General features: G+C 66.1%; 20 protein-coding genes. 5 read left to right on the top strand and 15 right to left on the bottom strand.

The features are described from left to right. Positions 1-64 precede the first annotated feature (64 nt). From yoaA to ACIGJB_RS06910, 3 genes are read right to left on the bottom strand one after another with little or no spacing between them, the layout of a single operon-like run. Complete coding sequence (yoaA, locus tag ACIGJB_RS06920) at positions 65-2,299, bottom strand: DNA repair helicase YoaA (RefSeq protein WP_483731975.1); 2,235 nt, start codon at positions 2,297-2,299, stop codon at positions 65-67. A 59-nt stretch (positions 2,300-2,358) separates the two neighbouring features. Continuing rightward, positions 2,359-2,562 (bottom strand): DUF465 domain-containing protein, encoded by a 204-nt coding sequence (locus ACIGJB_RS06915; protein ID WP_483711200.1) that lies wholly within the window; start codon positions 2,560-2,562, stop codon positions 2,359-2,361. Positions 2,563-2,616: 54 nt separating this feature from the next. Then, positions 2,617-3,447 (bottom strand): hypothetical protein, encoded by an 831-nt coding sequence (locus tag ACIGJB_RS06910; RefSeq protein ID WP_483731974.1) that lies wholly within the window; start codon positions 3,445-3,447, stop codon positions 2,617-2,619. Between the two features lie 164 nt (positions 3,448-3,611). Here ACIGJB_RS06910 and ACIGJB_RS06905 point away from each other — a divergent pair, with 164 nt between their 5' ends. Continuing rightward, on the top strand, positions 3,612-5,960 hold the full coding sequence (locus tag ACIGJB_RS06905) for a Tex family protein (RefSeq protein ID WP_483731973.1): 2,349 nt from the start codon (positions 3,612-3,614) through the stop codon (positions 5,958-5,960). Between the two features lie 561 nt (positions 5,961-6,521). Here the strand turns inward: ACIGJB_RS06905 and ACIGJB_RS06900 are convergent. Continuing rightward, entirely contained in the window at positions 6,522-7,877 is a 1,356-nt protein-coding gene (locus ACIGJB_RS06900; RefSeq protein WP_483731972.1) for an ATP-binding protein, read from the bottom strand. After that, positions 7,874-8,545, bottom strand: coding sequence for a response regulator (locus ACIGJB_RS06895; RefSeq protein ID WP_483711196.1), 672 nt, complete (start codon positions 8,543-8,545; stop codon positions 7,874-7,876). The genes ACIGJB_RS06900 and ACIGJB_RS06895 overlap by 4 nt, the downstream gene beginning before the upstream one ends. Before the next feature lie 232 nt (positions 8,546-8,777). Between ACIGJB_RS06895 and ACIGJB_RS06890 the strand changes: the two genes are divergently transcribed. Both ACIGJB_RS06890 and ACIGJB_RS06885 read left to right on the top strand, forming a co-directional pair. After that, entirely contained in the window at positions 8,778-10,541 is a 1,764-nt protein-coding gene (locus ACIGJB_RS06890; RefSeq protein ID WP_483731971.1) for a glycosyltransferase family 39 protein, read from the top strand. A 56-nt stretch (positions 10,542-10,597) separates the two neighbouring features. Next, positions 10,598-11,650: a bifunctional UDP-4-keto-pentose/UDP-xylose synthase gene (locus tag ACIGJB_RS06885; RefSeq protein ID WP_483732272.1), complete on the top strand. Its 1,053-nt coding sequence runs from the start codon at positions 10,598-10,600 to the stop codon at positions 11,648-11,650. Here the strand turns inward: ACIGJB_RS06885 and ACIGJB_RS06880 are convergent. After that, positions 11,647-12,747, bottom strand: coding sequence for an alpha/beta fold hydrolase (locus ACIGJB_RS06880; protein ID WP_483711194.1), 1,101 nt, complete (start codon positions 12,745-12,747; stop codon positions 11,647-11,649). The genes ACIGJB_RS06885 and ACIGJB_RS06880 overlap by 4 nt on opposite strands. Before the next feature lie 263 nt (positions 12,748-13,010). Next, a complete protein-coding gene (locus tag ACIGJB_RS06875; protein WP_483731970.1) occupies positions 13,011-13,415 on the bottom strand; it encodes a hypothetical protein in 405 nt (134 codons plus the stop codon). A 638-nt stretch (positions 13,416-14,053) separates the two neighbouring features. Between ACIGJB_RS06875 and ACIGJB_RS06870 the strand changes: the two genes are divergently transcribed. Then, positions 14,054-15,031 (top strand): hypothetical protein, encoded by a 978-nt coding sequence (locus tag ACIGJB_RS06870; protein WP_483731969.1) that lies wholly within the window; start codon positions 14,054-14,056, stop codon positions 15,029-15,031. 66 nt (positions 15,032-15,097) lie between these two features. On the opposite strand, the gene ACIGJB_RS06865 is transcribed toward ACIGJB_RS06870, so the two are convergent. The 8 genes from ACIGJB_RS06865 to ACIGJB_RS06830 form a co-directional block, all read right to left on the bottom strand. Then, a complete protein-coding gene (locus tag ACIGJB_RS06865; RefSeq protein ID WP_483731968.1) occupies positions 15,098-17,002 on the bottom strand; it encodes a potassium transporter Kup in 1,905 nt (634 codons plus the stop codon). Positions 17,003-17,325: 323 nt separating this feature from the next. Then, on the bottom strand, positions 17,326-18,039 hold the full coding sequence (locus tag ACIGJB_RS06860; RefSeq protein WP_483731967.1) for an ABC transporter ATP-binding protein: 714 nt from the start codon (positions 18,037-18,039) through the stop codon (positions 17,326-17,328). Next, on the bottom strand, positions 18,036-18,809 hold the full coding sequence (locus ACIGJB_RS06855) for an ABC transporter ATP-binding protein (RefSeq protein WP_483731966.1): 774 nt from the start codon (positions 18,807-18,809) through the stop codon (positions 18,036-18,038). Before ACIGJB_RS06855 ends, ACIGJB_RS06860 begins: the two co-directional genes overlap by 4 nt. Further along, positions 18,806-19,897 (bottom strand): branched-chain amino acid ABC transporter permease, encoded by a 1,092-nt coding sequence (locus ACIGJB_RS06850; protein ID WP_483731965.1) that lies wholly within the window; start codon positions 19,895-19,897, stop codon positions 18,806-18,808. The genes ACIGJB_RS06855 and ACIGJB_RS06850 overlap by 4 nt, the downstream gene beginning before the upstream one ends. Before the next feature lies 1 nt (position 19,898). Then, positions 19,899-20,765 (bottom strand): branched-chain amino acid ABC transporter permease, encoded by an 867-nt coding sequence (locus tag ACIGJB_RS06845; RefSeq protein WP_483731964.1) that lies wholly within the window; start codon positions 20,763-20,765, stop codon positions 19,899-19,901. A gap of 71 nt (positions 20,766-20,836) precedes the next feature. Then, on the bottom strand, positions 20,837-22,024 hold the full coding sequence (locus tag ACIGJB_RS06840) for an ABC transporter substrate-binding protein (RefSeq protein WP_483711186.1): 1,188 nt from the start codon (positions 22,022-22,024) through the stop codon (positions 20,837-20,839). Between the two features lie 111 nt (positions 22,025-22,135). After that, positions 22,136-22,951 (bottom strand): alpha/beta fold hydrolase, encoded by an 816-nt coding sequence (locus ACIGJB_RS06835; RefSeq protein WP_483731963.1) that lies wholly within the window; start codon positions 22,949-22,951, stop codon positions 22,136-22,138. Positions 22,952-22,964: 13 nt separating this feature from the next. Continuing rightward, positions 22,965-24,623, bottom strand: a complete 1,659-nt coding sequence (locus ACIGJB_RS06830; RefSeq protein ID WP_483731962.1) for a benzoate-CoA ligase family protein — start codon at positions 24,621-24,623, stop codon at positions 22,965-22,967. A 268-nt stretch (positions 24,624-24,891) separates the two neighbouring features. Between ACIGJB_RS06830 and ACIGJB_RS06825 the strand changes: the two genes are divergently transcribed. Beyond that, on the top strand, positions 24,892-25,821 hold the full coding sequence (locus ACIGJB_RS06825) for a helix-turn-helix transcriptional regulator (RefSeq protein WP_483731961.1): 930 nt from the start codon (positions 24,892-24,894) through the stop codon (positions 25,819-25,821). The last annotated feature ends 45 nt before the right edge of the window (positions 25,822-25,866 follow it).

The following is a 25,866-nucleotide window of genomic DNA, read 5'->3' as shown; positions in this document are numbered from 1 at the left end:
GAAACGGGACAAATCCGCAAGGATTGTCCCGTTTCTTGTTGGATGACGGCACAGGCGGCGCGGCTCAGTCCTGCTGCGCGCCGTCCTTGTCCTCGCCTGCGTCCTTGCCGTTGCTTTCGCTGCCACCCTCGCCTTTCTCCCTGCCCCGCAGGGATTCGAGGAAGCGCACCACGGTCTGTGCCTCGCGCGTTCGCGTGAACGGCGGCAGGCTTTGCCAGATCTGGCGGCCATAGGGCTTCTCGACCAGCCGCGTATCGCAGATGGCCAGCACGCCCCGGTCGGATTCCGAGCGGATCAGCCGCCCGGCGCCCTGCTTCAGCGTGATCACCGCGTGCGGCAGCTGGTGTACCGCAAACGGGCTCAGGCCCTTCTTCTGCAGCACTTCCATGCGCGCCGCAAGCACCGGGTCATCGGGCGGCGCGAACGGCAGCTTGTCGATGATGACCAGCGACAACGCCTCGCCACGCACATCCACGCCTTCCCAGAAGCTCTGGCTGCCCACGAGCACCGCGTTGCCGAGTTCGCGGAACCGGTCGAGCAGTTCCGTGCGGCTGGCCTGCCCCTGCACCAGCAGCGGCAGTTCGAGTCCGCGCTCGGCAAAGGCATCGTAGAGCAGGTCCGAGGCGCGCTGCACGGCCCGCAGCGTCGTGCACAACAGGAAGGTGCGCCCGCCGGCGGCCTCGATCAGCGGCAGCGCCGCCGCCACCACCGCATCGGTGAACTGCGGCGAATTGGGCGGCGGCATGTCCCGCGGGACGTACAGCAGGCCCTGCTTGCCGTAATCGAACGGGCTCGGCAAGGTCAGCGAATTGTCCTTGTTGAGCCCCAGTTGCGCGGCATAGTGCGTGAAGTTGCCTTTCACCGACAGCGTCGCCGATGTAAACACCCATGCGCGCGGATGCCCTTCGCGCTGCCGCGTAAAGATCGGCGCGATCGATAGCGGGGTACGGTGCAGCTGCACGGTGTGCGAGAACACCTCAACCCAGCGCACCGTCTCCGGGCCGAACTGCGCCGGCGCCGCCGGCGGCGTTGCAGCGGGCGCCTGCGTGGCTTCGTCCGCCGTGTCCGCCGTGTCCGCCGCTTGCGGGGCGGGTACGGCGAACGCCTTGCCTTCGTCCCGCCACGCTTCAAGCCGCTGCTGCAGCTCGACGGCGCGCCGGTGGCATTGCTGCAGCGTCTCGGCCCGCTCGGCCTGGCTTTCGAGATGCTCGACGAAGACCGACAGCGCCTCTTCGAGCGCATCGAGCGTGTCGAAGAACGGTTCGCCGATGCGCCGGTCGGCCTCGATCTGCCCCAGCGCCAGGCGCGCATTCTCCTTGCCGAAAGCCAGGCGCAGGTCGCGCGTGGCGCGTTCTAGCGGCGCTGCGATGGCAACCCAGTCGACCGCATCGCGCGCATGCGACAGGCCTTCGGCTACCGTGTCGCGGCAGATCTCCAGCAACTGGCTGGTCGACAGCGTCTCGCCAAAGAACAGCGTCGCCGTGTCGGGAAGCTGGTGCGCCTCGTCGAAGATGATCGTGTTCGCGGCCGGCAGCAGTTCGGCCATGCCGGTGTCGCGCAGCACCACATCTGCGAAGAACAGATGGTGGTTCACCACCACCACGTCGGCCTGCTGGGCTTCCTTGCGGGCCCGCATGACGAAGCAGTCCTTGTAGTTCGGGCACTCCGAACCCAGGCAGTTGTCCCGCGTGGAGGTCACCAGTTGCCACACCGGCGCATTCTCGGGCACCTCGGCCAGTTCAGCCTTGTCGCCCGACGTGGTGGTCTTGGCAAAGCGCGCGATGTCGCGCAGCCATGCCGCGTCCTGCTTGGACGCGAGCCTGCCGTTGGCCTGCGCGCGTTCAAGGTGATAGTGGCACAGATAGTTGGCCCGGCCCTTGAGCAGCGATACCGAAATCGGCACATTCAGCGCGCGCCGCACGGTCGGGATATCGCGCAGGAAAAGCTGGTCCTGCAGATTCTTGGTGCCGGTGGAAAGCACCACCTTGCCTCCCCAGAGCATGGCGGGGACCAGGTAGGCAAAGGTCTTGCCCGTGCCCGTCCCGGCCTCGACGATCACCGTGTCGCTGCGCTCGATGGCTCCGGCCACCGCTTCCGCCATTTGCTGTTGCGCATGGCGCGGACGATAGCCCGGGATGCCCTGCGCCAGCGTGCCGGTTTCGGCAAAGATCGTGGCCAGTTCGCTGGCGTGGTTGGCGGGGACGGCGGACGCGGGAACCAGCTCGGCCTGCGCTGGCGCCGGGCTATCGGTGTCTGCGTCCGGCTCTGGCAGTTCGGTCGGATCGGTCTGGATGGTCAAGGCGGGTAAGGCTCAGGGTTCGCGCCATGCGGCGCTGTCGGTGTCGGCGTGCGCTGCGCTCAGGCCGGCACGTCGGGTTCGAGCTGGAGTTGCAGCAGGGTGATGGCGTCCTTCAGCTTGAGGCGGCGCTTCTTCAGCCGCCGGAGCTGGAGTTCGTCGTGGGTCGGATCGTCCGCCAGCCGGTCGATCAGGTAGTCCAGGTCGCGGTGCTCGATCTGCAGATCCATGATCTGCCGTTCGAGAGTATTCAGGTTATCGTCCATGTGCATCTCCCCCGCCGCGTCTTCCCAAAACAGGCTGGCTGGCCGCCGACCCGCTCAGAAACCGAAGGGACGCGGCGCCGACGCCTGCCCCTGCTGCTCTTTCGCCTTGGCGCGCCGCTCGTCCTGGTCCTTTTGGCGCTGTTCGGCTTCGCGCTGCTTGGCCTCATACGCCTTGACGTTCTCTTCGCGCTGACGCGCCTGTTCCGCGCCCTTGCTCTGCGCCTCGCGCATGCGGGCGTCGTAGTCGGCCTGCTTCTGCTGGTAGGACTGCGCGTTGGCCGAGCGCTTCGGTGCGTCGGCCCGGTGCTGCGCGTCGCGCAGCTGCTGCTCCTGCTGCTTCTTTTCGAAGGATTCGCGGCTGGCCTGTTCGTTCGCGCTGCGCTTGGGCTGGCCAGCTTCGAACTCGGCCCGGCGCAACGCCTGTTCGCGATCGCGGTCGGCGGCGCGCTGGGCGCGCTCGGCTTCGCCTACTTCCAGGTCGCGCTGGCGCAATACCTGCAATTCCTGGCGCTGCACTTCCTTCGCCTCGTCGATGCAATGGGTGACGAAGAATTTGTCGTAACACGCGCGTTCCGCCGTGGCGAAGCGATAGTTGGTCCACGCGCGCGAATCGCCGATCGCCTTGCGTTCGGCGGCGAAATCACGCGGCGCCGCTGCCGGCGCGGAGGCCTGCGCTGCGCTGTCCGACAGCGGTGCCAGCGTGCCGGCGCCGACCACGGTCAGCCACACCGCCATGGCAAACAGGCGGGCAGACGGCATCATGGGCCCGTCACGGCGCGGGACGGAACGGGGCAGGCATGCGGCGGGGATCATGGCAACGGTTGCCGTGTCGCGGACGGCCACGGGCGTGGCGGGCGCGACGGCCGGATGGGGCTTGAAGGTCATGGCCGAATTCTAGCATCCGCCCCGCCACGCGCCTGAGGGCACTGCCGGGCGGCGTGCAGCAAGATACACGCCCGCAAACAGTCCCTCTTCTGTGACGGAAAGCCGCCCCGCTTGTGGCAAAATGCCCCGCTTTCGACTGACCGCTTCGACAGACCGAATTCCCGATGTCCAATCTGCCCGCATCCGTTTCGCAAAAGATTGTGTCGCTCATCGCGGCTGAACTGACCGTTCAACCCCGCCAGGTGGCGGCTGCCGTGGCCCTGCTCGATGAAGGCGCGACCGTTCCGTTCATTGCCCGCTACCGCAAGGAAGTGACCGACAACCTGGACGACACCCAGCTGCGTACGCTGGAAGAGCGCCTGCTGTACCTGCGCGACATGGAAGAGCGTCGCCTGGCCATCCTTGCCTCGATCGAGGAGCAAGGCAAGCTCACGCCGGAGCTGCGCACTGCCATCGAGGGCGCCGAAACCAAGCAGGCGCTGGAAGACCTCTACCTGCCCTACAAGCCCAAGCGCCGCACGCGCGCCCAGATCGCGCGCGAGTGCGGCCTGGAGCCGCTGGCCCAGGCATTGCTCGCCGATCCGACGCTGGACCCGCAGGCTGAAGCAGCCAAATACGTCAACGGCAACCCGACCGCCGATGGCGGCGTGCCGGACGTCAAGGCGGCGCTGGACGGCGCGCGCGACATCCTGTCCGAGCAATTCGGCGAAACCGCCGAACTGCTCGGCAAGCTGCGCGAACACCTGTGGAGCAACGGCGTGGTCAGCTCCACGGTGATGGACGGCAAGGAAACCGCCGAGGAAGAGAAGTTCCGCGATTACTACCAGTACAGCGAAACCATCCGCACGGTACCGTCCCACCGCGCCCTGGCGCTGTTCCGCGGCCGCAATGCGGGCGTGCTGATGGTCAAGCTGGGCCTGGGCGAAGAGCAGGATGCCATGGTGCCCCACCCGTGCGAAGGCATGATCGCGCGCCACGTTGGCATCCAGAACCAGGGCCGCCCCGCCGACAAGTGGCTGGGCGATGTGTGCCGCTGGTGCTGGCGCGTGAAAGTGCAGCCGCACCTGGAAACCGAGCTGCTGACGCAACTGCGCGAAACCGCCGAAAGCGAGGCCATCAAGGTGTTCGGCCGCAACCTGCACGAGCTGCTGCTGGCCGCACCCGCCGGCCCCAAGGCCGTGATGGGCGTCGATCCGGGCATCCGTACCGGCTGCAAGGTAGCCGTGGTCGATGCCACCGGCAAGTTGCTGGAAACTGCGACGATCTACCCGCATGAGCCGCGCCGCGACTGGAACGGCTCACTCGCCACGCTTGGGCGCATGGCCAAGCAGCACGGCGTTGCACTGGTGTCGATCGGCAATGGCACCGCCAGCCGCGAAACCGACAAGCTGGTGCAGGACTTGATGCGCCTGGCGCCCGACCTGAAGCTCACCAAGATCGTCGTGAGCGAAGCCGGTGCCTCGGTGTACTCGGCGTCGGAGCTGGCCGCCAAGGAATTCCCGGAACTGGACGTGTCGCTGCGCGGCGCGGTATCGATCGCGCGCCGCCTGCAAGATCCGCTTGCCGAACTGGTGAAGATCGACCCGAAATCGATTGGCGTGGGCCAGTACCAGCACGACGTGAACCAGCGCGAGCTGGCCCGCACGCTCGATGCCGTGGTCGAGGACTGCGTGAATGCCGTGGGCGTGGATGTGAACACCGCCTCGGCGCCGCTGCTGGCGCGCGTATCGGGCCTGAACACGGTGCTGGCGCGCAATATCGTCGAGTACCGCGACGCCAACGGCGCGTTCTCGAACCGCGATGCGCTGAAGAAGGTGCCGCGCCTGGGCGACAAGACTTTCGAGCAGGCGGCCGGCTTCCTGCGCGTCAATACCGGCGACAATCCGCTGGACCGCTCCTCGGTGCACCCGGAAGCCTATCCGGTCGTCAAGCGCATCCTGGACCATATCAAGAAGGGGCTGTCGGACGTCATGGGCAACCGTGAAGCGCTGCGCGGCCTGTCGCCGGCGCAGTTCACCGACGAGTCGTTCGGCCTGCCGACCGTGCGCGACATCCTGACCGAACTGGAAAAGCCGGGCCGCGACCCGCGGCCCGAGTTCAAGACCGCAACCTTCCAGGAAGGCGTCGAGGACGTGAAGGACCTGCAGCCGGGCATGATCCTGGAAGGCGTGGTCACCAACGTGGCGGCATTCGGCGCGTTCGTCGACATCGGCGTCCACCAGGATGGCCTGGTGCATATCTCCGCGCTGTCGAACAAGTTCGTCAAGGACGCGCATGAAGTGGTCAAGGCCGGCCAGATCGTCAAGGTCAAGGTGATGGAGGTCGACGTCAAGCGCAACCGTATCGGGCTGAGCATGCGGCTCGATGACGAGCCGGGGCAGACTTCGGCGCGACCGTCGGGGGATCGCGGCGGCCAGCGGCAGGGGAGCAAGGGCTTCGGCAACGGCGGGGCTCGGCGCGAGGCGGAGCCTGGCGGCGCCATGGCGGCGGCATTTGCAAAGCTCAAGCGATGAGTTGACGGGTTCTGTGTCTGTGAAAAAATGCCCCGTGGAGTGAATGACCCAAGGGGCATTTTTTATGGTTCTTCCGTGAATTGTGGGGCATCGTTCTTGGCAGGCGCGGCTGTTTCGCCGGCGTAGCCGGCGAGTCACTTTTTGTCCGAGCGACAAAAAGTAACCAAAAAGCGCGTTTGCTTGTCCTAACGGACGAATATTGATCGTAGTGTGCGAAGAATTTCGTACGGGTATTGGCTTCAGAGTCTGCCCCGCTGCCTGCCGCGTGGAGCGCGTCCGCCTGCAGGCTCTCCAACAATGATTGAACCAGCCCCGAACCTGTCCGTGGCCCGACACTGCCCGCGTTATCGCATCATCGCCTTCGGCTGCTGCGCGGCTCACTAGTCGGGTAGTCGGAGGCATCAACGGCGCTGACGCCGGTGCTTCCGTTTCTTCTTCCCGCGGTTTTTGCTGAGTGCGTGCAGCGCAGCCGTAGGCGTCGTATCGATGACGGGGTTAGCAGGAGCCACCAAGTAATCCGGGTTCGCTCATCTGACGTATCTATCCAGAAGAACCTTTTATTTACTGCTCGCCGCAGCGATAGATGCGCACCGTCAGCCCGCATCGACCGTCATTGCGGTTAGCAAACGCGATGCCCAATCCATGCAGCCGCGCAACGCGCTGCGCGATAGAGATGCCAAGCCCATGCCCCTGCTCCCGCTGCCCACCCACGCGAAAGAACCGGTCCCCGAGCCGCGCCAGCACCTCGGGCGCCGCCCCAGGCCCTTCATCGCAGATCAGGATCGCATCGGCACGGAAATCCATGGTCACCATCGCGCCCGCCGGGCTATAGCGGATCGCGTTGTCCAGCAGGTTGCGCAGCATCAGCCCCAGCAGGTTCGGGTCGCCGGCCAGCGGCAATGGCGCGACGTCCTCGGGCGGCCAGATCAGCTCCACATCCACGTTCCTGCGCTGCGCCAGCACCAGGCAATCCGAAAGTGCCTGCTGCGCGATCGGCTGCCAGTTCGCGTCCTCCAGCAAGGCCAGCGCCGAGGCATCCTCCAGCCGGCTCATGGTCAGCAACTGCGACACCAGCCGGCTCATGCGGTCGATGCCGGACTCGACGTTGGCGCGTGCCCGGGCCCGCTCGTTTTCATCGGGCGAACGCTGCGCGATTTCCCATTGAGCCTTCAGCGCCGCCAGCGGCGTGCGCATTTCGTGCGCGGCGTCCGCGGTCAGGCGCCGCTCGTGCTCAATCGAGTCCGAAACGCGCACCAGCAGCCGGTTCATGGCGTTGACCAGCGGCACCAGTTCGCCCGGCACGGCGGCCAGGCTTAGTGGCGCAGGGTCGTGCGGGGAGCGGCGCTCAATATCGGCCGACAGTTCACGGACCGGCGCCATGGCACGCCGCATGAACCAGATCAGCAGTCCGATCAGCACAGGCAGGCCAACAATCCACGGCAGCACCTGCGCGGCGATATAGGACAGGATCAGCTCGTTGCGCTCGCCAAGCTTCTGCCCGATACAGACTCGCCACCCGGTCAGGGCATCGTCCAGGTAATACAGCCGCCAGCGATGACCGTCGATGCGCCGGTCGGTGAAACCCCTGGCCGCCGGCGCCCGCGGCAGCCGGTCCCCGTCCGGATCGATATGCATCGGCGTGCCGTCCGGCAGCCATGCGGCAATGGCGAGGTCGCCAAGGCCCGCATCGCCCTGGTCACCCGCCGCAAGCGTCGGCAGCCGCGCGCGCGACGGCGCGGCCGTGATGTCGACCAGCGGCACCAGCGAATGCATCTGCATCGCCATGCGGACCATGGCGGTGTCGTAAAGCTCGTTGATCTCGTGGCGCGCCCGCACGTACGTCATGGCGATGGTCAGCAGCCACACCACCGGGGTCGCGATCAGCACGGCCAGGATCAGGCGCCGCTGCAGCGTCATGCGCAATCCTCGGCCGCGCCCAGGGTATAGCCGGCGCCGCGAAAAGTGCGAACGATCTTCGGATGGATCTTGCGGCGCAGATGGTGGATATGCACTTCGAGCGTGTTGCTCTCCAGGCCGGCCTGCCAGTCATAGAGCTTGTCGCGCAGGACCTCGCGCGTCAGCAGCCGGTTCGGATGCGCCAGCAGCAGCTCCAGCAGCATGGCCTCGCGGCTGGTCAGGTCCACGGGCTTGCCGTGCCAGAAGGCCTGCTTTGCCGCGGGGTGGAACTCCAGCGCCCCGTGCCGCCAGACCGGCGCCGAGTTGCCGGCGGCGCGTCGCGTCATGGCGCGCAGCCGGGCGGCCAGTTCATCGAGGGAAATCGGCTTGACCAGGTAATCGTCCGCGCCGCTGTCCAGGCCGCTGATGCGGCTCTCGATTGCGTCGCGGGCCGTCAGCACCAGGACCGGTATCTGGCAGCCGCGCTCGCGCCAGCGCCTGAGCCACGACATGCCGTCGTCGCCGGGCAGCCCCAGGTCCAGCACCACGGCGTCGTACTGCACCACGCCCAGCGCATGATCCGCCTCGGCGCCCGTGGTGAACCAGTCGACGATGTATCCCATCAGTTGCAGCCCGTGCAGCAAGCCGTCGCCCAGCATGGGGTCGTCTTCAACAATAAGAATTCTCATTTTCCAGGCCCGCTTTTCTGCGATATAGGCCGATACAGGGCGATAAAGCCGCGGCAAGCCGCGCAGCCGACATTCTGCCGAAATTTCCTTAATCTGCCATTAAGGTTCGTCACTTATCCTCCCGTGTTGCCCTGAGCCGGCCGCTTGTCCGATCGCCATCCGACAACCGTTGCCACACGGCATTTGCCCGGTTTCCGGTCCGATATCCGCCACGCCCTCCTTGCCTTCCTTCATGCATCAAGGTTCCGACCGCCTGACGAGCGAGCCCGACACGCTTGCCTCGCAAGCTGCCCTGCCGTGGCACCGGCGCCGCTTCGGCGGTGTGCCCATGATGATGCTGGCCGGCGTCTGCGCGCTGGTCGCGCTGCTCTGGTTCGGTACGCTGGAGTTCCGCCACCTGATCGGGCCCGATGAAGGCCGCTATGCCGAAATCGCCCGCGAAATGTTCGTCAGCGGCGACTGGGTGACAATCCGCTACAACGCGCTGAAGTACTTTGAAAAGCCGCCGTTCCACATGTGGGTGACGGCGCTGTCCTATGTGCTGTTCGGCATCGGCGACTGGCAGGCGCGCCTGTGCGTGGCGCTGGCCGGCGCTTTCGGCCTGCTGGCCTCCATGCTGGCTGCGCACCGGTGGTTCGGCGCCCGCGCCGCGCTGCTAACCGGCCTGGTGATGGTCGCCGCGCCGATGTGGAGCGTGGCGGCGCACTTCAACACGCTCGACATGACGCTGTCCGGGGCCATGGCCTGCGTGCTGGCGTTCATGCTGCTGGCGCAGCACCCCGACGCCACGCCGGCCACCCGCCGCAACTGGATGCTGGCGTGCTGGCTCGCCATGGGCGTCGCCATCCTGACCAAGGGACTGGTCGGCATCGCGCTGCCCGGGCTGGTGCTCGCGATCTACACGCTCGTGACGCGCGACCTTGCCCTGTGGCGACGCCTGCATCTGGTGAGCGGCATCGCGCTGATGCTGCTGGTCGCGGCGCCGTGGTTCTGGCTGGTATCCGAACGCAATCCGGAATTCCTGCGCTTCTTCTTTATCCACGAGCACTGGGAGCGCTACACGTCGAACGTGCATTCGCGCAAGGGCCCGCTGCTCTACTTCGTGCCGCTCGTGATCGGCGGGTTCCTGCCGTGGCTGGGCCTGGTGCCGCGCATGTGGCGCGCGGTGCGCGAGCGCGCCGGCGTGGCGGCCGGCAACGCGCCGCGTCCATTCCAGCCCGCGCTGCTCGCCGCCATCTGGGCCGTGGCCATCTTTGTCTTTTTCAGCCTGTCGCACTCGAAGCTGCCCGGCTATATCCTGCCGGTCTTCCCGGCGCTGGGCATCCTCGGCGGCGTGGCGCTGGATTCGATCAACGAGCGCTCCTGGCGCCGCCAGCTCGTGGGCGGCCTGGCGATCGGCATCATCGGGCTGCTGGCGAGCCCCATCGTCGCCACGCTCAATTCGAACAACACGCCCAATACGCTGTATCGCGCCTATGCCATCTGGGTGGCCGTGGCATTTGGCCTAATGATCGCGAGCACGCTCGCGGCGCGCTGGCTGCTGCCGCGACGCGGACTGATGGCAAGCATCACGGTCTATGCGATCGGCATGTGCGTGGCATTCTCCAGTGCGCTGCTCGGGCATGAAGTCATCGGCCGCTCGGCGTCCGGCATCGACATGATCGCGCCCGTGGCGCGCGTGCTGCGGCCCGAGATGAAGCTCTATAGCGTGCGCGTGCTTGACCACACGCTGCCGTTCTACCTGCGCCACACGCTGGTCATGGTCGAGCGGCCCGACGAACTCGAATTCGGCGTGACCCAGGAACCGCAGAAGTGGCAGCCGACCACCGCGTCGTTCCTGGCCGCGTGGCAGGACGGCCAGCCCGCCATGGCGATCATGTCGCCCGACACCTTCGCCGAACTGAGCCAGCGCGCCCCCATGTACGTGGTCGCACGCGACTGGCGCCGCGTGGCCGTGACCAACTTTGCCGTGAATGCACCGGCACCACAACGCTAGGCTGGCCCCCTCGCCCGGCTCATCCTTACGCTTAACCCATGCAACAGACCACTCCCATGCAAGGCAAGAAAGTCCTCATCCTTGGCGTCAACGGCTTCATCGGCCACCACCTGACGCGCCGCATCCTGGAAACCACGTCGTGGGAGGTCTACGGCATGGACATGTCGTCCGACCGCCTGGGCGACCTGGTCAGCCATCCGCGCATGCACTTCTTCGAGGGTGACATCACCATCAACAAGGAGTGGATCGAGTACAACATCCGCAAGTGCGACGTGATCCTGCCGCTGGTGGCCATCGCCACGCCGGCCACCTACGTGCGCAACCCGCTGCGCGTGTTCGAACTCGACTTCGAAGCCAACCTGCCGATCGTGCGCAGCGCCGTCAAGTACGGCAAGCACCTGGTGTTCCCGTCGACCTCCGAGGTCTACGGCATGTGCGCGGACGAGGAGTTCGACCCGGAAGCCTCGCCGCTGATCTACGGCCCGATCAACAAGCCGCGCTGGATCTACGCCTGCTCCAAGCAGCTGATGGACCGCGTCATCCACGCCTACGGCATGGAGCAGGGCCTGAACTACACGCTGTTCCGCCCGTTCAACTGGATCGGCGCCGGGCTCGATTCGATCTTCGAATCGAAGGAAGGCTCCTCGCGCGTGGTCACGCAGTTCCTGGGTCATATCGTGCGTGGCGAGCCGATCAAGCTCGTTGACGGCGGTGCGCAGCAGCGCGCGTTTGCCGATATCTCGGACGGCATCTCGGCGCTGATGCACATCATCGAGAACAAGGACGGCGTCGCCAGCGGCAAGATCTTCAACATCGGCAATCCGTCCAACATCCACTCGGTGCGCGAACTGGCCGAGATGATGCTGAAGATGGCCGCCGACTACCCGGAGTACGCCGAAGAGGCGCGCAAGACGCAGATCGTCGAGACCTCGTCGGGCGACTTCTACGGCAAGGGCTACCAGGACGTGCAGCACCGCGTGCCGAAGATCGACAACACCATGCAGGAACTGGGTTGGAAGCCCGAGGTGACGATGGAGCAGGCGCTGCGCCGGATCTTCGAAGCGTACCGCGACAAGGTGGTGGAAGCGCGCACCCTGGTCAGCGACTAAGCCATACGCGGCGCTTCCGCGTCGGCGCGGTCAAAGCCCGCCTTGCGGGCCAGCACAATGGCCTGCGAACGGTTTTCCACTTCGAGTTTGGAAAATATGCTGGTGATGTGGTTGCGCACGGTCTTCTCGCTGAGGTCAAGGCGGGCAGCAATCTGGGCGTTGTCGCGTCCCTGCGCGATCAGCTCGACGATGTCGCGCTCGCGGCGCGTCAGCGCCAGGAACGCCGGGTCGGCCACCGCGACCGGGGCCGGCAGGAAGTTGTGGATCTCGTCGAGCCAGCGCTGCCACTCGCGTTCGGTTTCGAGCAGCAGGTGATTGCCGCTTTCCAGCGGCACGAAACGTGCGCCCGGGATCTCGCTGGCGATCAGGCGCCCCTCGTCGAACGGCACGCGCGCATCGCGCACCGCATGCAGCACCAGCGTCGGGCAGGACACCCGCGGCAGCAGCGCCACCACGTCGATCTCGTTGAACACCCGCATGAAGCGCGCGGCGTTCACCGGCGAGGTCGAGACCCTTTCCAGTTCATTGAACCACCGGTGCTGCTCGGCCGTGCCGCCTGGAATGAACTGCGTCGTGAAGAACTGGCGGAACGCCGGGTTCTCCTGGCCCCAGCCAAGCTCGGCCAGCTTGTTCATCAGCTCGGCTTCGTCGCGCAGGTGCGGATTCAGGTGCAGATCGCGCTTGAGCCGCCCGCGCGCGTAGCCGCCGTGCAGGATCAGGTGGCTGACGCGCTCCGGGTGCGCCACCGCGTACGCCACCGCAATCGATGCGCCCTGCGAGATACCCAGCAGCGGAAAATGATCGACGCCCGTGGCATCGACAATCGTTTCCAAGTCGCGCAGCCACGCGTCGAACGACAGGTCTTCCACCTCGCGGTCAGATAGCCCGCAGCCGCGTTCGTCATAGCGGATCAGCGTGTGGTCGCTGGACAGTGCCGTCAGCAGATGGCTCCACACCGGGCTGCCGACATCGAACTCGAGATGGCTCATCCAGTTCGCCGCCTTGACCAGCGGCGGGCCGCTGCCGGTGATGGCATACGCCAGCCGCACGCCTTCGCGGCTGGTGCACAGGCGGATCTGCTGCTTGAACATCGGCATTTCGGCTCACGCGGCACAGGTTGCCGGCGCGGGCAGCAAACGACCCACGCAATCGGCGCGCAACGTGACCTACCTAGAGTAGCAAAGGAATCCGCTTGCCGAGACGGCAAAGCGCTGCCACGCCCGATGAAAAAAACGGGCCCGGCACGTCTGCCGCGAGGCCTGCGCCGGCGCGGTGCATGTGGCGGTCATGGCTCACATGCACCGCAGCGCAGGATCAGCAGGAGAGTTTCAGGAGGATCGTTCGCGGACGGTGTGCGTGACTACGCGTGCTGTACCTCTTGTGTCAGGCATGCGCCGCCACGTCCTTCTCCCTGTTGCGTGCGAGCGCCATCGGTGAAGGGATCGTAGCGGCCGCCCTGCCGGCTGCCGTCGGTGTAAGGATCAGGCTCGCCCATGCGCATCGCGCCCTGGTCAGCGCCCGAGCCGTCGACCGCGCACACGGACATGCCCTGACGAGCGATGACGGCCTGCGCTTCGGTTCGCGCTTCGGTTCGCAATCCGGCCTGTGCTGCGCCGCGAGCGCCATCGGTGAAAGGATCGCGCGGGCTGTTATGGCTCTGCGCGGCATTTGCCCGTGGGGCTTCGCCACGCACATCGGCGTGGGCCATGTTGCTGAGCCCGGCGGCGAGTGCGGCAGCGGCAAGCATGGTCTTGGCAAGGTTCATACGCATGGATAACTCCAGACAGGGCCCGCCGGACCGCCTCGCACGGCACCGGGGTATGCGGCATGGCCTTGTACAGGCGATCTCGCTCGATGAGCACTTCAAAACGGGCCGCACGGTGATCGCCTTTGCCGTGCCTGGCCGAGGTCGGCGCGCGTTTGCCGCCATCCCATCGTGGCGGCGCCGGCGTGCCGGACTGCCGTGTCAATTTCCGGAGGCGGGCCGCACTGCAGGCAGCGGCCCGGGACAAGCGGAGGAACGAATTTTCGGCCCGCCCGCCAGCCTCGTACATGAGGCGCTTGTCCCGATTCGGCCCCGACCGGCCAGCCCGCCCCGAGGATTCCGGGACCGATGCCCCGCCTGCCTTCCGCGGCCAGGCACCCGGATACGCAACTCGCCACGCCGACGCTAGGTGGGGCAGGCGAATGACATCTGCCGGTCCCAAACCCGGCGGACAACGCATGCGTCAAAGCAGGCAAGTGTGGCAAAGCTCGCGAACGGGACCGATGTCCCGCCAGCGGCCAGCAAAGATGCCCTGTCATGCAGGCCGATCGGGACTTGCGCCTCATGCCGCGATGGCCCGATGCGCGAATGATTCGCTCACCGTCAATCGCGACGGCGCCATCCCGACAGGAGTTGCCATGCAAGACCTCGCCCCGACCACCGACACGCAGCGCTATGCCCGCTGCATCGCCGCATCCCGCCGCATTCGCTGGGACATCGACCGCGACGTGATCCGCGACCGCAGTTTCGACCTGAACCACAAGTTCCTGCCCGACGGCCTGTCGCTGATCGACGAGCTCACCTTCCTGACGCCGGACGAACAACGCTTCCTGAGCCAGGTGCAGGGCCGCACGTACGCCAACATGTTCGGGCTGGTCGAGCGTTTCGTCAGCGCGAAGATCCTGGAGCTGACGCAGAACCACCGTCTGGGCGACCAGACCGCGCTGGAAGCGCTGATCCGCTTCACCGACGAAGAGCTGAAGCACCAGGAACTGTTCCGCCGCATCGAGCGCCTGGTAGCGGTGCACATGCCCGCCGGCTACCACTTCGATGCGGCGCCGAACGACGTCGCCGCCTTCGTGCTCGGCAAGCGGACCTGGGCGGTGCTCGCGATGACGTGCCAGCTCGAGCTGTTCTCGCAGGCGCACTACCGTGCCAGCATCGGCATGGCACCGGACCTGTCCGAGCTGTACAAGGATGTGTTCCTGTTCCACTGGCGCGAAGAGTCGCAGCACGCCATCCTCGACGAACTGGAGTGGAAGCGTGAAGACCTGCGCATCTCCGCCGCCGAGCGCGATGCCGCTGTGGACGACATGATCGCGCTGGTCGCCGGCATGGACGAGATCCTGCAAGCCCAGGCCAGTGCCGATGCAGAGTACTTCCTGCGCGTGACCGGCAAGCCCGCGGAATCGGCCCAGGCCACGCAGGTGCGAGAACTCCTCCTCAAGGCCTATCGCTGGACCTATATCGTCACCGGCGTGCTGGAGCCGCGCTTCGGCAAGCTGCTGGGCGACATGATCAGCCGGGCGCAGGCCGCGCGCATCGAGGCAGCCATGGCCCCGCTGATGTACGCCATGCCCGCCGCCGGCCAGCCCTCACCGGCCATGGCGGCCTGACGCCGCTGAAACGACGAAGCCCCCGCAGGGCGCGCCTGCGGGGGCTTCGTACTGCCGTGGCGCGGATCAGATCTCGACCTTGGTGCCGAGCTCGACCACGCGGTTGGCAGGGATCTGGAAGAAGTCCGACGGCTTGGCGCCGTTCTGATGCATCCACGCGAACAAGCTCTCGCGCCACATCGACATGCCGGGCAGCTTGGACGGGATGACCGATTCGCGCGCGATGAAAAAGGACGTCTCCATCAGCTCGAACTGCATGCCGAGCTTGCGCTGGGCCAGGTCCAGCACCTTGTGCACGTCCGGGGTTTCCTTGAAGCCGTAGTCCGACTTCAGGATGAAGACGCCACCGCCAAGGTCCTTGCAGCTCAGGCGATGCTCGTCATCGACATACGGAATGTCGCGCGTGACAAAGCTGAGGAAGACCACGCGTTCATGCAGCACGCGGTTGTGCTTGAGGTTGTGCAGCAGCGACACCGGCACCGACTCGGTATTGCCGGTCAGGAACACGGCCGTGCCTTCGACGCGGTGCGGCGGGTGCGCCAGCAGGCCGGCAATGAACGGCTCCAGCGGGATGCCGTCTTCGAGGCTGCGTGCGCGCAGCAGCTTGCGGCCGCTGTACCAGGTCATCAGCAGGAAGAACGCCATGCTGCCCAGCAGCAGCGGGAACCAGCCGCCTTCGGCGATCTTGAGCAGGTTCGCGGCGAAGAATGACAGATCGACCAGCAGGAACGACAGGCCCAGCAGCGTCACGAGCGCCGGGTTCCACTTCCAGACGTTACGCATGACCACGGCCGCGAGGAAGGTGGTGATGACCATGGTAGTGGTCACGGCGATACCGTAGGCCGCCGCCAGGTTCTCCGACTTCTTGAAGGAGACCACCACGGCCACGACCAGCACCAGCAGGATCCAGTTGATGACCGGCAGGTAGATCTGCCCGATCTCGGCCGCCGACGTGTAGCGCACGCGCATGCGCGGCACGAAGCCGAGCTGGATGGCCTGGCTGGTCAGCGAGAACGCGCCCGAGATCACGGCCTGCGACGCAATCACCGTGGCGCAGGTGGCCAGCAGCACCATCGGGATCAGCAGCGGTTCCGGCACCATCAGGTAGAACGGGTTCTCCGCGCCGGCCGGGTTGTGCATCAGCATCGCGCCCTGGCCGAAATAGTTCAGCATCAGGCACGGCATGACGAGCACGAACCAGCCATAGCGGATCGGGCGCGCGCCGAAGTGGCCCATGTCGATGTACAGCGCCTCGGCGCCCGTCAGGACCAGGAACACGGAGCCCAGCACGATAAAGGCCAGCAGCGAATGCTCGAACAGGAACGAGATCCCGTAGTACGGGTTGACGGCCTTGAGGATCTCCGGCGCTTGCACCAGGTTGTACACGCCGAGCAGGCCAAGCGTCACGAACCACACCACCATGATCGGCCCGAACAGCTTGCCCACCGCCGAGGTGCCATTGCGCTGGATCAGGAACAGCGCCACCAGGATGATCAGCGTGATCGGTATCACGTACCGAGACAGCTGTGGCGCGGCGATTTCCAGCCCCTCCACCGCCGACAGCACCGAAATGGCCGGCGTGATCACCGCATCGCCATAGAACATGCACGCGCCGAAGATGCCCAGCATCATCAGCACCTTGGCCCAGCGCGAGCGTGGCGCCGCGGTGCGCAGCACCAGTGCCATCAGCGCCAGCACCCCGCCTTCGCCGTTATTGTCCGCACGCATCACGAACACCACGTACTTGATCGAGACCACGATGATCATGGCCCAGAACAACAGCGAAATAATGCCCAGCACCGCATCGGGACTGAACGGGATGCCGTGCTCCTTGCTGAAGCACTCCTTGAGCGAGTACAGCGGGCTGGTGCCGATGTCGCCGAACACGACGCCGATGGCGCCGATCACCAGCGCGCGCGTGCTCGGGCTTTCGACAAAGTAGTGGCTGGTGGTTGCGGTTTGGGTGGTCATGAATTCTGGTCTGAACGACCGGTTCGCGGACAGTGGTCAGGCTTACCCGGAACTCGGCCAGACACAGCAGCCGTCGATCGGCCGCCTCCCTGCTCTTCTGTAGTTCTATTGCGTTGCACAAACGGGCGCATTCTAGAGCAACTGTGGTCCGTCGGCCACTGACGATCTGCCCCATACCGCGGGTGGAACGCATCAAGCATGGGAGGGAAGTGGCGGATGGTCAAGTCCCGCCAGCAAATCGGGAGAACTCGGCCCGTTTGGGCGCTACGTTGCGATGTCGCCACATCATGTAACTTATAAGACTCATTTTCCTGAGCAGAATTTCATACCCCGAGGTAGCGGTCCAGCGCCTCTGGCCGGGCAACCAGTTCCGTGGCGGGTCCGTCCAGGACGACACGCCCCTTTTCCAGCACCACCACGCGGTCCGCATTGGCCAGCACCGAGCGGAAGTTGCGGTCCACGACGACGGAGGCGATGCCGGTGGCCCGAATGGTGGCGATGACTTGCCAGATCTCGCGCACGATACGCGGCGCCAGGCCTTCGGTGGCTTCGTCCAGCACCAGGCAGTCGGGATTGGTCATCAGCGCGCGGCCGATCGACAGCATCTGCTGCTCGCCGCCGGACAGTTGCTGCCCGCCATGGTCCAGGCGCTCCTTGAGCCGCGGAAACAGGTCGAGCACGCGCGCCTCGTCCCAGTCGTGTCGGCCGTTGCAGCCTTTGCGCGCCGCCATGACCAGGTTCTCGCGCACCGACAGGTTCGGAAACACGCCCCGCCCTTCAGGCACGTAGGCCACCCCCAGGCGCGCCACCTCATAGGGCTGGGCCCGCGAAACTTCGCGCCCGGCCACGTGGATGTCGCCGGTGCGCTGGCGCACATGGCCCAGCAGTGTGCGCAGCAGCGTACTCTTGCCCATGCCGTTGCGGCCGAGCAAGCCCACGGTCTCGCCGGTGCCGACGCGAAAATCCACGTCGCGCAGGATATGGCTGGAGCCGTACCAGGCGTTGATGCCGCTGGCTTCGATCATGGCAGCGCTCATGCCGGCACCTCGCTGTCTTCCGCCTCGCCCAGGTAGGCAAGCTGGACGTCCCGGTTGGCGCGGATGGCATCGGGCGTGCCGCTGGCAATGACCGTGCCGTTGACCATCACGGTGATGCGGTCGGCCACCGAGAATACGGCGTCCATATCGTGTTCGACCAGCAGGATCGCGTGACCTTCGCGCAGGCCGCGCAGCAGCGCCAGCATGCGGGACGACTCCTCGGCGCCCATGCCTGCCAGCGGCTCGTCCAGCAACAGAGCCACGGGCTGCGTGGCCAGGCACATGGCCACTTCAAGCTGGCGCTTCTGGCCGTGCGCCAGTTCGCTGGCCAGCCGTCCGGCATGCGCGGCCAGCCCGGCGCGCTCCATGGCCTCGTCGGCAAGGGCCCCGCTCATGCGGCATTTGCCCGCGCCTTCCCAAAGCCGCCACGCGCGCTGGGCGCGCGACTGCGCCGCCAGCCGGCAGTTCTCGCGCACGGTCAGCGGCAGGAAGATGTTGTTGCGCTGGTAGCTGCGGCCAATCCCATGCCGGGCCAGCCGCGGCTGGGACCAGCCGGTCACGTCCCGGCCCTGCAGGTGGAGTTGCCCTTCTGAAGGCGGCAGTTCGCCGGACAGCATGTTGATCAGGGTGGATTTGCCCGCGCCGTTCGTGCCGATCACCGCATGGATCTCATGCAGCGCCAGCGAGAGATCCACGCCGGCCACAGCGGTCAGGCCGCCAAAACGGCGCGTCAGGCCCGTGGCCTGCAATACCGGTACCGGTGTGCTCATGCGGCCTCCGTGTTGCGAGGGCTGCGGCGCTCGCCGCCCGCCTCCTGCGCCGTGTCGTCATCATCGCCCGCGGTCCCGCCATTGCGCGCGCCCGGGGCGCGCATCTTTACGCGCAGCACGGACGGCAGGCTCACCAGCCCGCGCGGCAGCAGCGCCACCGCGACGATGATGAAACCGCCCATCAGCAACTGCCAGTGCTTGGTCATGGTGCTGAACCACTCGGCCACCAGCACGAAGGAGAAGGCCCCGAGCACCGCGCCGGCCAGGCTGCCCACGCCGCCCAGGATGACCATCAGCATGGCGTTGCCCGACTGGTGCCACGAAGCGATTTCCGGGTTGACGAAGCCGAACTGCACCGCATACAGGAAGCCCGCCAGCCCCGCCAGCATGCCGCCCGCGACGAACGCGCCGAGCTGGTAGCGGTACGTGGCATAGCCTGCGGCCCGCATGCGCTGCTCGTTATGGCGGATGCCTACCAGTGCGTGGCCAAAGCGCGAACGCAGCAGCAGCGCCAGCACGACCACGGTCAAGCCCATGGCGCCCCAGACCATCCAGTAGAAATGGCTGGGATCGTTGACCGTCATCTGGCGCAAGCCCGGCACCGGGAATTCCGGGCGGAAGTAAATATACGTGCCGTCGCTGCCGCCGGCGATCTTGGTGTCGTGGAAGACGAAATACACCATCTGCGCGAACGCGAGCGTGACCATGATGAAGTACACGCCGCGCGTGCGCAGCACCAGCATGCCGACCAGCAAGGCGAGCGCCGCCGCTGCGCCCAGGGCTCCGGCCAGCAGCAGCCAGCCGTTTCCCGGTCCCGATTCAGGCGCCAGCATGGCCGTGGCATAAGCCGCCGCCGCGAAGTAGGCGGCGTGGCCCAGGCTCACCAGACCCGTATAACCGATCAGCAACTGCAGCGAGAGCGCGAAGATGGCCATGATCATGACCTTGCTGAGCAGCTCGATATAGAACTTGTTGCTGTCGGCAGTCAGCAGCAGCGGCAGGCTGGCCAGCACCGCGAATGCCACCAGCCACGCGAAAGCGACGCGCGCATTGCCATGCGATGGCGCCGGGGAAAGCTTGGTATCCATATCAACCCGCCTTGAACAGGCCTTGCGGCTTCCACAACAGGATCACCGCCATCAGGAGGTAGATCAGCACGCCCGCTGCATCCTGCCAGAACACCTTGCCGAAGGTATCGACAAAGCCCAGCAGCAGCGAGGCCACCAGCGCGCCCTTCACCGAGCCGATGCCGCCGATCACCACCACCACGAAGCAGACGATCAGCACCTGCGCCCCCATGCCCGGGTACACGGACGACACCGGCGCGGCAATCATGCCCGCCAGCACCGCCAGCGCCACGCCAAGCGCGAACACCACGCGGTACAGCACGGTCACGTTGATGCCGAGGGACTGCACCATTTCACGGTTGGTGGCGCCGGCGCGGATCATCATGCCCAGGCGCGTGCGCCGGATCACGTAATACATGGCCGCCGCCACCAGCAGGCAGACGGCCGAGATGCACAGCCGGTAGATCGGATACGTCATGTCGTTGCCGATCGGCAGCGAGCCGTCGAGCAGCGCGGGTACCGGCACGCCATGCACATCGTCGCCGACCAGGATGCTCCGCAGTTCCTCGAACACCAGGATCAGGCCATAGGTCATCAGCACCTGCTGAAGGTGATCGCGTTCATAGAGGAAACTGAAGAACACCCATTCGAGCACGTAGCCGAATGTCACGGCCAGTACGATGCCGAGCGGCACGGCGATCAGCAGGTTGCCCGTGAGGCTGGCCAGCGCGAACGCCAGGTAGGCACCGAGCATGTAGAAGCTGCCGTGCGCCAGGTTGATGACGCCCATGATGCCGAAGATCAGCGTCAGGCCGCTTGCCACCAGGAACAGCAGCAGCCCGTACTGCACGCTGTTCAGGCACTGGATCAGGAAAGAGACGATGTCCATGCTGCGTGGGGAAGATGCGCGGTGCGCGGCAGGACGCGCACCAAAGCATCAAGCCGATCGAAAGGTGGAAATCAGAGACGGCAGCCGCGCGCCGGATCCGCGAGCGATTTCACCGCCACCGTGCTCACCTTGTTCTCGCGACCGTCCACCTTGCGCAGGTAGAAGTCCTGCACCGGGTTGTGCGCCTTGGACAGCGTGAAGGCACCGCGCGGGCTGTCCACCTTGGCCGCTTCCATGGCCTTGTAGAGCTCGGCCTTGCGGGACATGTCGCCCTTCACGGCGGTCGCTCCGGCGGCCAGCAGCTGCGCGGCGTCGTAGCCCTGCACGGCGTACACGTCAGGCTGCAGCTTGTAGGTCTTGGCGTAGTCCAGGCGGAAGCTCTTGTCGCGCGCGTTGCTCAGGCCATCGGCGTAGTGCAGCGTGGTTTCGAGGCCCTGCGCCGCATTGCCCTGCGCTTCCAGCGTGCCATCGGTCAGGAAGCCCGAGGCATAGAGCGGGATCTTGTCCTTGAGCCCGGCGGCGGCCCAATCCTTGACGAACTTGACGGCGCCGCCGCCCGCGAAGAAGACGAACACGGCGTCGGGCTTGAGCGCGGCCACCTCGGTGATCAGCGCCTGGAATTCCACGTTCGGGAACGGCAGGCTCAACTCTTTCACCACCTTGCCGCCCTTGCCTTCGAAGGCTTCCTTGAAGCCCTTCACGGATTGCTCGCCGGCCGCGTACTTCCAGGTCAGCGTGACCACCTTCTTCATGCCGCGCTCGGCCAGCACGTGACCCATGGCGTAGCCAGGCTGCCAGTTCGAGAACGACGAGCGGAAGATGTTCGCGCCGCACAGCGGACCGGTTGCCTCATCCACGCCGGCGTTCGGAATAATCAGCAGCGTGTTGTTTTCCTTGGCCACCTTGACGATGCCCATCTGCACGCCCGAATGCACCGTGCCCACCACCACGTCGACCTGGTCGCGCTTGATCAGCTTGGTGGCGTTCTCGGGCGCCTTGGCGGGATCGGATTCGTCATCGACCTTGAAGTACTCGATGTCGCGGCCGCCCAGCTTGCCGCCCTGCTGCTGCACGTACATGCGGAAGCCGTTCTCGATGGCCGTGCCCAGTGCCGCATACGTGCCCGTGTAAGGCAGCATGAACCCTACCTTGATCTTCCCGCCCGGCGCGCTTTGCGCCTGGACGGCCCCGGTGGCGGCAAGCATTGCAGCAACGGCAAGGCAGGCAGGCGCGAGCCTGCGCGATGTGAAGCGGTGCATGATGTCTCCTGGTGGTCAAGCCGGCGGCTTTGGAACCGTGATCGGCCCTGCCCCAGATCGGATGCATGTCCGGACGCATGCCAGGATGCAAACGCGGGGGCGGGCGACGAATTATTTTAGGTGTGAAGTATGTGCGGTTATAAACCGTACCGCCTCCTGCGTCAACGGTTCCGGCTGGTCGCGATGTGGCGAATGACCGCACCGCGCGAGTTTAAGCAAGGCGGTTTGTGGGGCATATCGATGGATACCCTCGATCTGGGCCATGGTGCCGTACTCATCGTCCTCGCCCTGCACCGCCAGCACCGGGCAGCGCAACTGCGGCAGCAGCGCATACAGATTCCACTGGCGAAAGGCAGGGTCGAGCCAGATGTCATTCCAGCCCCAGAAGACCGAATCCACATCGTCGTGGTAGCGCGCCAGGCGGCTGCGCAGGTCGGTCTCCAGATAGGCCTGGCGCGCGGCTTCGATGCTGCGCACGGAGCGGTCCTCGACGTCGATATGCGGCGCCAGCACCGTGATGCCATCCACGGCATCGGGAAAGCTCGCGGCGTGGATCAGCGCGATCGAGCCGCCGTCGCTGTGGCCGAACAGCCATGGCTTGCCACGGCTGCGGCCGGGACCGATATCGAGCGCTTCGAACAGCGCCGGCAACGCCTCGCCCGCCTGCCGGTGCATGAAATCGACGCCCCACTTTTCGTCGTGCGGCCGCGGCGTGGAGCGCCCGTAGCCATAGCGCGAGAACACCAGTCCACGGAAATCGCCGGCCTTGCACAAGCGCTGCGGAAAATCGCGCCACATGCTGACCGAGCCCAGCCCTTCATGCAGGAACACGACCAGCGGACGCTGCGTGCGCTCCGGGCGCAGCCACTGGTGCTCGATGCGGATGCAGCGGCCATCAAACGGAATGTCGACCCAATCGGTGTGCATGCCGTCCCTGCCATCAGGCATTGGCGGCGGCCGTTGCGTGGCGCGCCGCTTCCTCGCGCTGGCGCAGCCGGAAGCGCTGGATCTTGCCCGTGGCGGTCTTCGGCAATTCCTCCACGCACTCGATCTGCCGTGGATACTTGTATGGCGCGAGCCGCGACTTGACGAAGGCCTGCAACTCGGCCGCCATGCCCGCGTGCCATTCCTGCCCGGGCCGCATCACGACAAAGGCCTTCGGCTTGACCAGGTCATCGGCATCGGCCACGCCGATCACGGCCGCTTCCAGAATGGCCGGATGCTGGGCAAGCGCGGCCTCGACCTCGAATGGCGAGACATAGATGCCGCCGACCTTGAGCATGTCGTCGCTGCGTCCGGCGTAGATGTAGTAGCCGTCGGCGTCTTGCAGATACTTGTCGCCGCTGCGCGTCCATTCCCCCACGAACGTGTCGCGGCTCTTGTCGCGGTTGCACCAGTACATCAGCGCCGCAGAGGGCCCCTTGATGTAAAGATCGCCGATCTCGCCGGGCCGGCTGGGTTCGCCCAGTTCGTCAAGCAGCTTGAGCTCATAGCCGGGCACGGGCTTGCCGGTGGTGCCGTAGCGCACGTCAGCGGGCCGGTTCGACAGGAAGATATGCAGCATCTCGGTGGAGCCGATGCCATCCAGGATGTCGCAGCCGAAGTGAGCGAGAAAGCGCTCGCCGATATCCCGCGGCAAGGCCTCGCCGGCCGAGGTGCAGACGCGCAGGGCCACGTCGCTGCGCGGCGGCAGCTCCGGCGCGGCAAGCATGCCGGCAAACAGCGTTGGTACGCCGCAGAACACTGTCGGCCTGTGTTCGCGCAGGCGCCGAAACACCGCAGGCGGTGTCGGACGTTCCGCCATCAGCACCGTGGTGGCGCCGACCGACAGCGGAAACGTCAGCGCATTGCCAAGACCATAGGCAAAGAAGAGCTTTGCCGCAGAGAACACCACGTCGTCTTCGCGCAGGCCCAGCACGCGGTGCGCATACAGGTCGGCGGTATGGAACAGGTTGGCGTGCGTATGCACGGTGCCTTTGGGCCGGCCCGTCGAGCCTGACGAATAGAGCCAGAACGCCATGTCGTCCGGACCGGTGCTGACCGCCGGCGGCGCCGAGCGCGTGCGCGCCACGACGGCCTCTACGCTACAGCTGGGTGCCGAGTCCTGATGCGGCCCCGCCTGGATCACCAGTGGCGACAGGCCGCTCTTGGCGATCGCGGCCTTCATGGTCGGCAGCAAGGCCTCGGACACCACCACCGCGCGCGCGCCGCAGTGGTCGAGCATGTAGGCGTAGTCGTCCACCGTCAGCAGCGTATTCACCGCGACCGGCACCACGCCGGCGAGCAGGCAGCCGAGAAACACAGTCGGAAAGTCGATGGTATCGAGCGCGCAAAGCAGCAGCCGCTCTTCGCGTCGGAAGCCGGCGTCATGCAATGCGGCGGCAAAGCGTCGGCTGCGCGCATCGAGTTCCGAGAAAGTCAGCGTGGTGGCGTCGTCGACATAGGCAATCTTGTCGCCACGGCCCGCGGCAAGATTGCGGCCGAGCAGGTCAGCGGCGGCGTTGTACCGCGCGGGCAATGCGGTGATGCCCGATTCGACAGCTGCAGGCGAAAGCGAAACACCCGCCGGCGAACCGGCAGCGGTATTGGGGGGCGTCATGTCTCCACTCCTTGGTGTCGCCCGCCGCCAGCGCAAGAACCGGCAGGCGTAGCGGCTTCAGGCCGATCGCTCTTGGGATTGCCGGTGCGCTGAGGCGATCGCAGCGGCTTGTTGATGCATTTTATTTCATATCGCCTATCATGCAAGTCAGTAGATGCACTATATGACACCCTAGCGCCGGCGAGCGCAAGGGACTCCCTTATAATTCGCCTCCTTTTACCGGCCGGATGCCGCACAAGTGCCGGCCAGACCGCCTGAATCGCCCGCCATGCGCCGAGACCCCGAACCGCTGCCCTCGCCTGATGCCCAAACCCCCGGCGCCAATGGCGAACGCGACCCCTATCTCACGCAACTGGGCGAACGCATCCGCTCGCTGCGCGCCGCGCGCGGCATGTCGCGCAAGGACCTGGCGCGCGGCGCGGATGTCTCGGAGCGCTACCTGGCCAACCTGGAGACCGGCACGGGCAATGCGTCCGTGCTGCTGCTGAGGCAGGTCGCCCGGGCGCTCGATGTGCCGCTGCCTGTCGTGCTGGCGGAGGTGGACGGGCTCAACGGCCAGCAGGCCACCGAGTTCGCGCAGATGGTGCAATGGCTGGCGCAACTGCCCGCGGGCGACCTGGCGCGTGTGCGGGAAGCCTGCCGCCATGCGCTCGCCCCCGCCGAGTCGCGTGATGCGCGCCACCGCCGGATTGCCCTGATAGGCCTGCGCGGCGCGGGCAAATCGACGCTAGGCCGTGCCCTGGCGGCTGCCGAAGACATGCCTTTCGTCGAACTCAACAATGTGATCGAGCAGGAAGCCGGCGCGAGCCTTTCGGAGATCCATTCACTGTACGGCCAAGCTGCGTACCGCCGCTATGAGATGCGGGCGCTGGAACGCGCGCTGCGCGAGCACGACAGCATGGTGCTGGCCACGCCGGGCAGCCTCGTCTCCGAGCCAGCCACCTTTAACCTGCTGCTCGCGCGCTGCTACACGGTATGGGTCAAGACCTCGCCGGAAGAGCATATGGCCCGCGTGGTGGCCCAGGGCGACATGCGCCCGATGCAAGGCAACCGCGAAGCGATGACTGATCTGCGCCGCATCTTGCAGGCGCGCACGCCGCTCTACGCACGCGCCGACATCGCTTTGGACACCAGCGGGCAAGACGTCCACACTTCGCTGCAGGGACTGCGCGCCCAGCTTCCCAACGTCACCGCCTGAGGCGGCACCGCTTGTCCGCGTCGGAGGCACAGAAAGGGATTGCGC

The sequence above is a fragment of the Cupriavidus sp. C2SS-8b genome (genome assembly GCF_057073745.1).
The sequence above is the reverse complement of the archived record's forward strand: the minus strand, read 5'-3'. Positions and strand labels throughout refer to the sequence as shown.

Bases quoted from the DNA above. Each gene is read 5' to 3' on its own strand.
- ACIGJB_RS06915 (WP_483711200.1), bottom strand. From the start codon at position 2,562: ATGGACGATAACCTGAATACTCTCGAACGGCAGATCATGGATCTGCAG.
- ACIGJB_RS06910 (WP_483731974.1), bottom strand. From the start codon at position 3,447: ATGACCTTCAAGCCCCATCCGGCCGTCGCGCCCGCCACGCCCGTGGCC.
- ACIGJB_RS06905 (WP_483731973.1), top strand. From the start codon at position 3,612: ATGTCCAATCTGCCCGCATCCGTTTCGCAAAAGATTGTGTCGCTCATC.
- ACIGJB_RS06900 (WP_483731972.1), bottom strand. From the start codon at position 7,877: ATGACGCTGCAGCGGCGCCTGATCCTGGCCGTGCTGATCGCGACCCCG.
- ACIGJB_RS06895 (WP_483711196.1), bottom strand. From the start codon at position 8,545: ATGAGAATTCTTATTGTTGAAGACGACCCCATGCTGGGCGACGGCTTG.
- ACIGJB_RS06890 (WP_483731971.1), top strand. From the start codon at position 8,778: ATGCATCAAGGTTCCGACCGCCTGACGAGCGAGCCCGACACGCTTGCC.
- ACIGJB_RS06885 (WP_483732272.1), top strand. From the start codon at position 10,598: ATGCAAGGCAAGAAAGTCCTCATCCTTGGCGTCAACGGCTTCATCGGC.
- ACIGJB_RS06880 (WP_483711194.1), bottom strand. From the start codon at position 12,747: ATGCCGATGTTCAAGCAGCAGATCCGCCTGTGCACCAGCCGCGAAGGC.
- ACIGJB_RS06875 (WP_483731970.1), bottom strand. From the start codon at position 13,415: ATGAACCTTGCCAAGACCATGCTTGCCGCTGCCGCACTCGCCGCCGGG.
- ACIGJB_RS06870 (WP_483731969.1), top strand. From the start codon at position 14,054: ATGCAAGACCTCGCCCCGACCACCGACACGCAGCGCTATGCCCGCTGC.
- ACIGJB_RS06865 (WP_483731968.1), bottom strand. From the start codon at position 17,002: ATGACCACCCAAACCGCAACCACCAGCCACTACTTTGTCGAAAGCCCG.
- ACIGJB_RS06860 (WP_483731967.1), bottom strand. From the start codon at position 18,039: ATGAGCGCTGCCATGATCGAAGCCAGCGGCATCAACGCCTGGTACGGC.
- ACIGJB_RS06855 (WP_483731966.1), bottom strand. From the start codon at position 18,809: ATGAGCACACCGGTACCGGTATTGCAGGCCACGGGCCTGACGCGCCGT.
- ACIGJB_RS06850 (WP_483731965.1), bottom strand. From the start codon at position 19,897: ATGGATACCAAGCTTTCCCCGGCGCCATCGCATGGCAATGCGCGCGTC.
- ACIGJB_RS06845 (WP_483731964.1), bottom strand. From the start codon at position 20,765: ATGGACATCGTCTCTTTCCTGATCCAGTGCCTGAACAGCGTGCAGTAC.
- ACIGJB_RS06840 (WP_483711186.1), bottom strand. From the start codon at position 22,024: ATGCACCGCTTCACATCGCGCAGGCTCGCGCCTGCCTGCCTTGCCGTT.
- ACIGJB_RS06835 (WP_483731963.1), bottom strand. From the start codon at position 22,951: ATGCACACCGATTGGGTCGACATTCCGTTTGATGGCCGCTGCATCCGC.
- ACIGJB_RS06830 (WP_483731962.1), bottom strand. From the start codon at position 24,623: ATGACGCCCCCCAATACCGCTGCCGGTTCGCCGGCGGGTGTTTCGCTT.
- ACIGJB_RS06825 (WP_483731961.1), top strand. From the start codon at position 24,892: ATGCGCCGAGACCCCGAACCGCTGCCCTCGCCTGATGCCCAAACCCCC.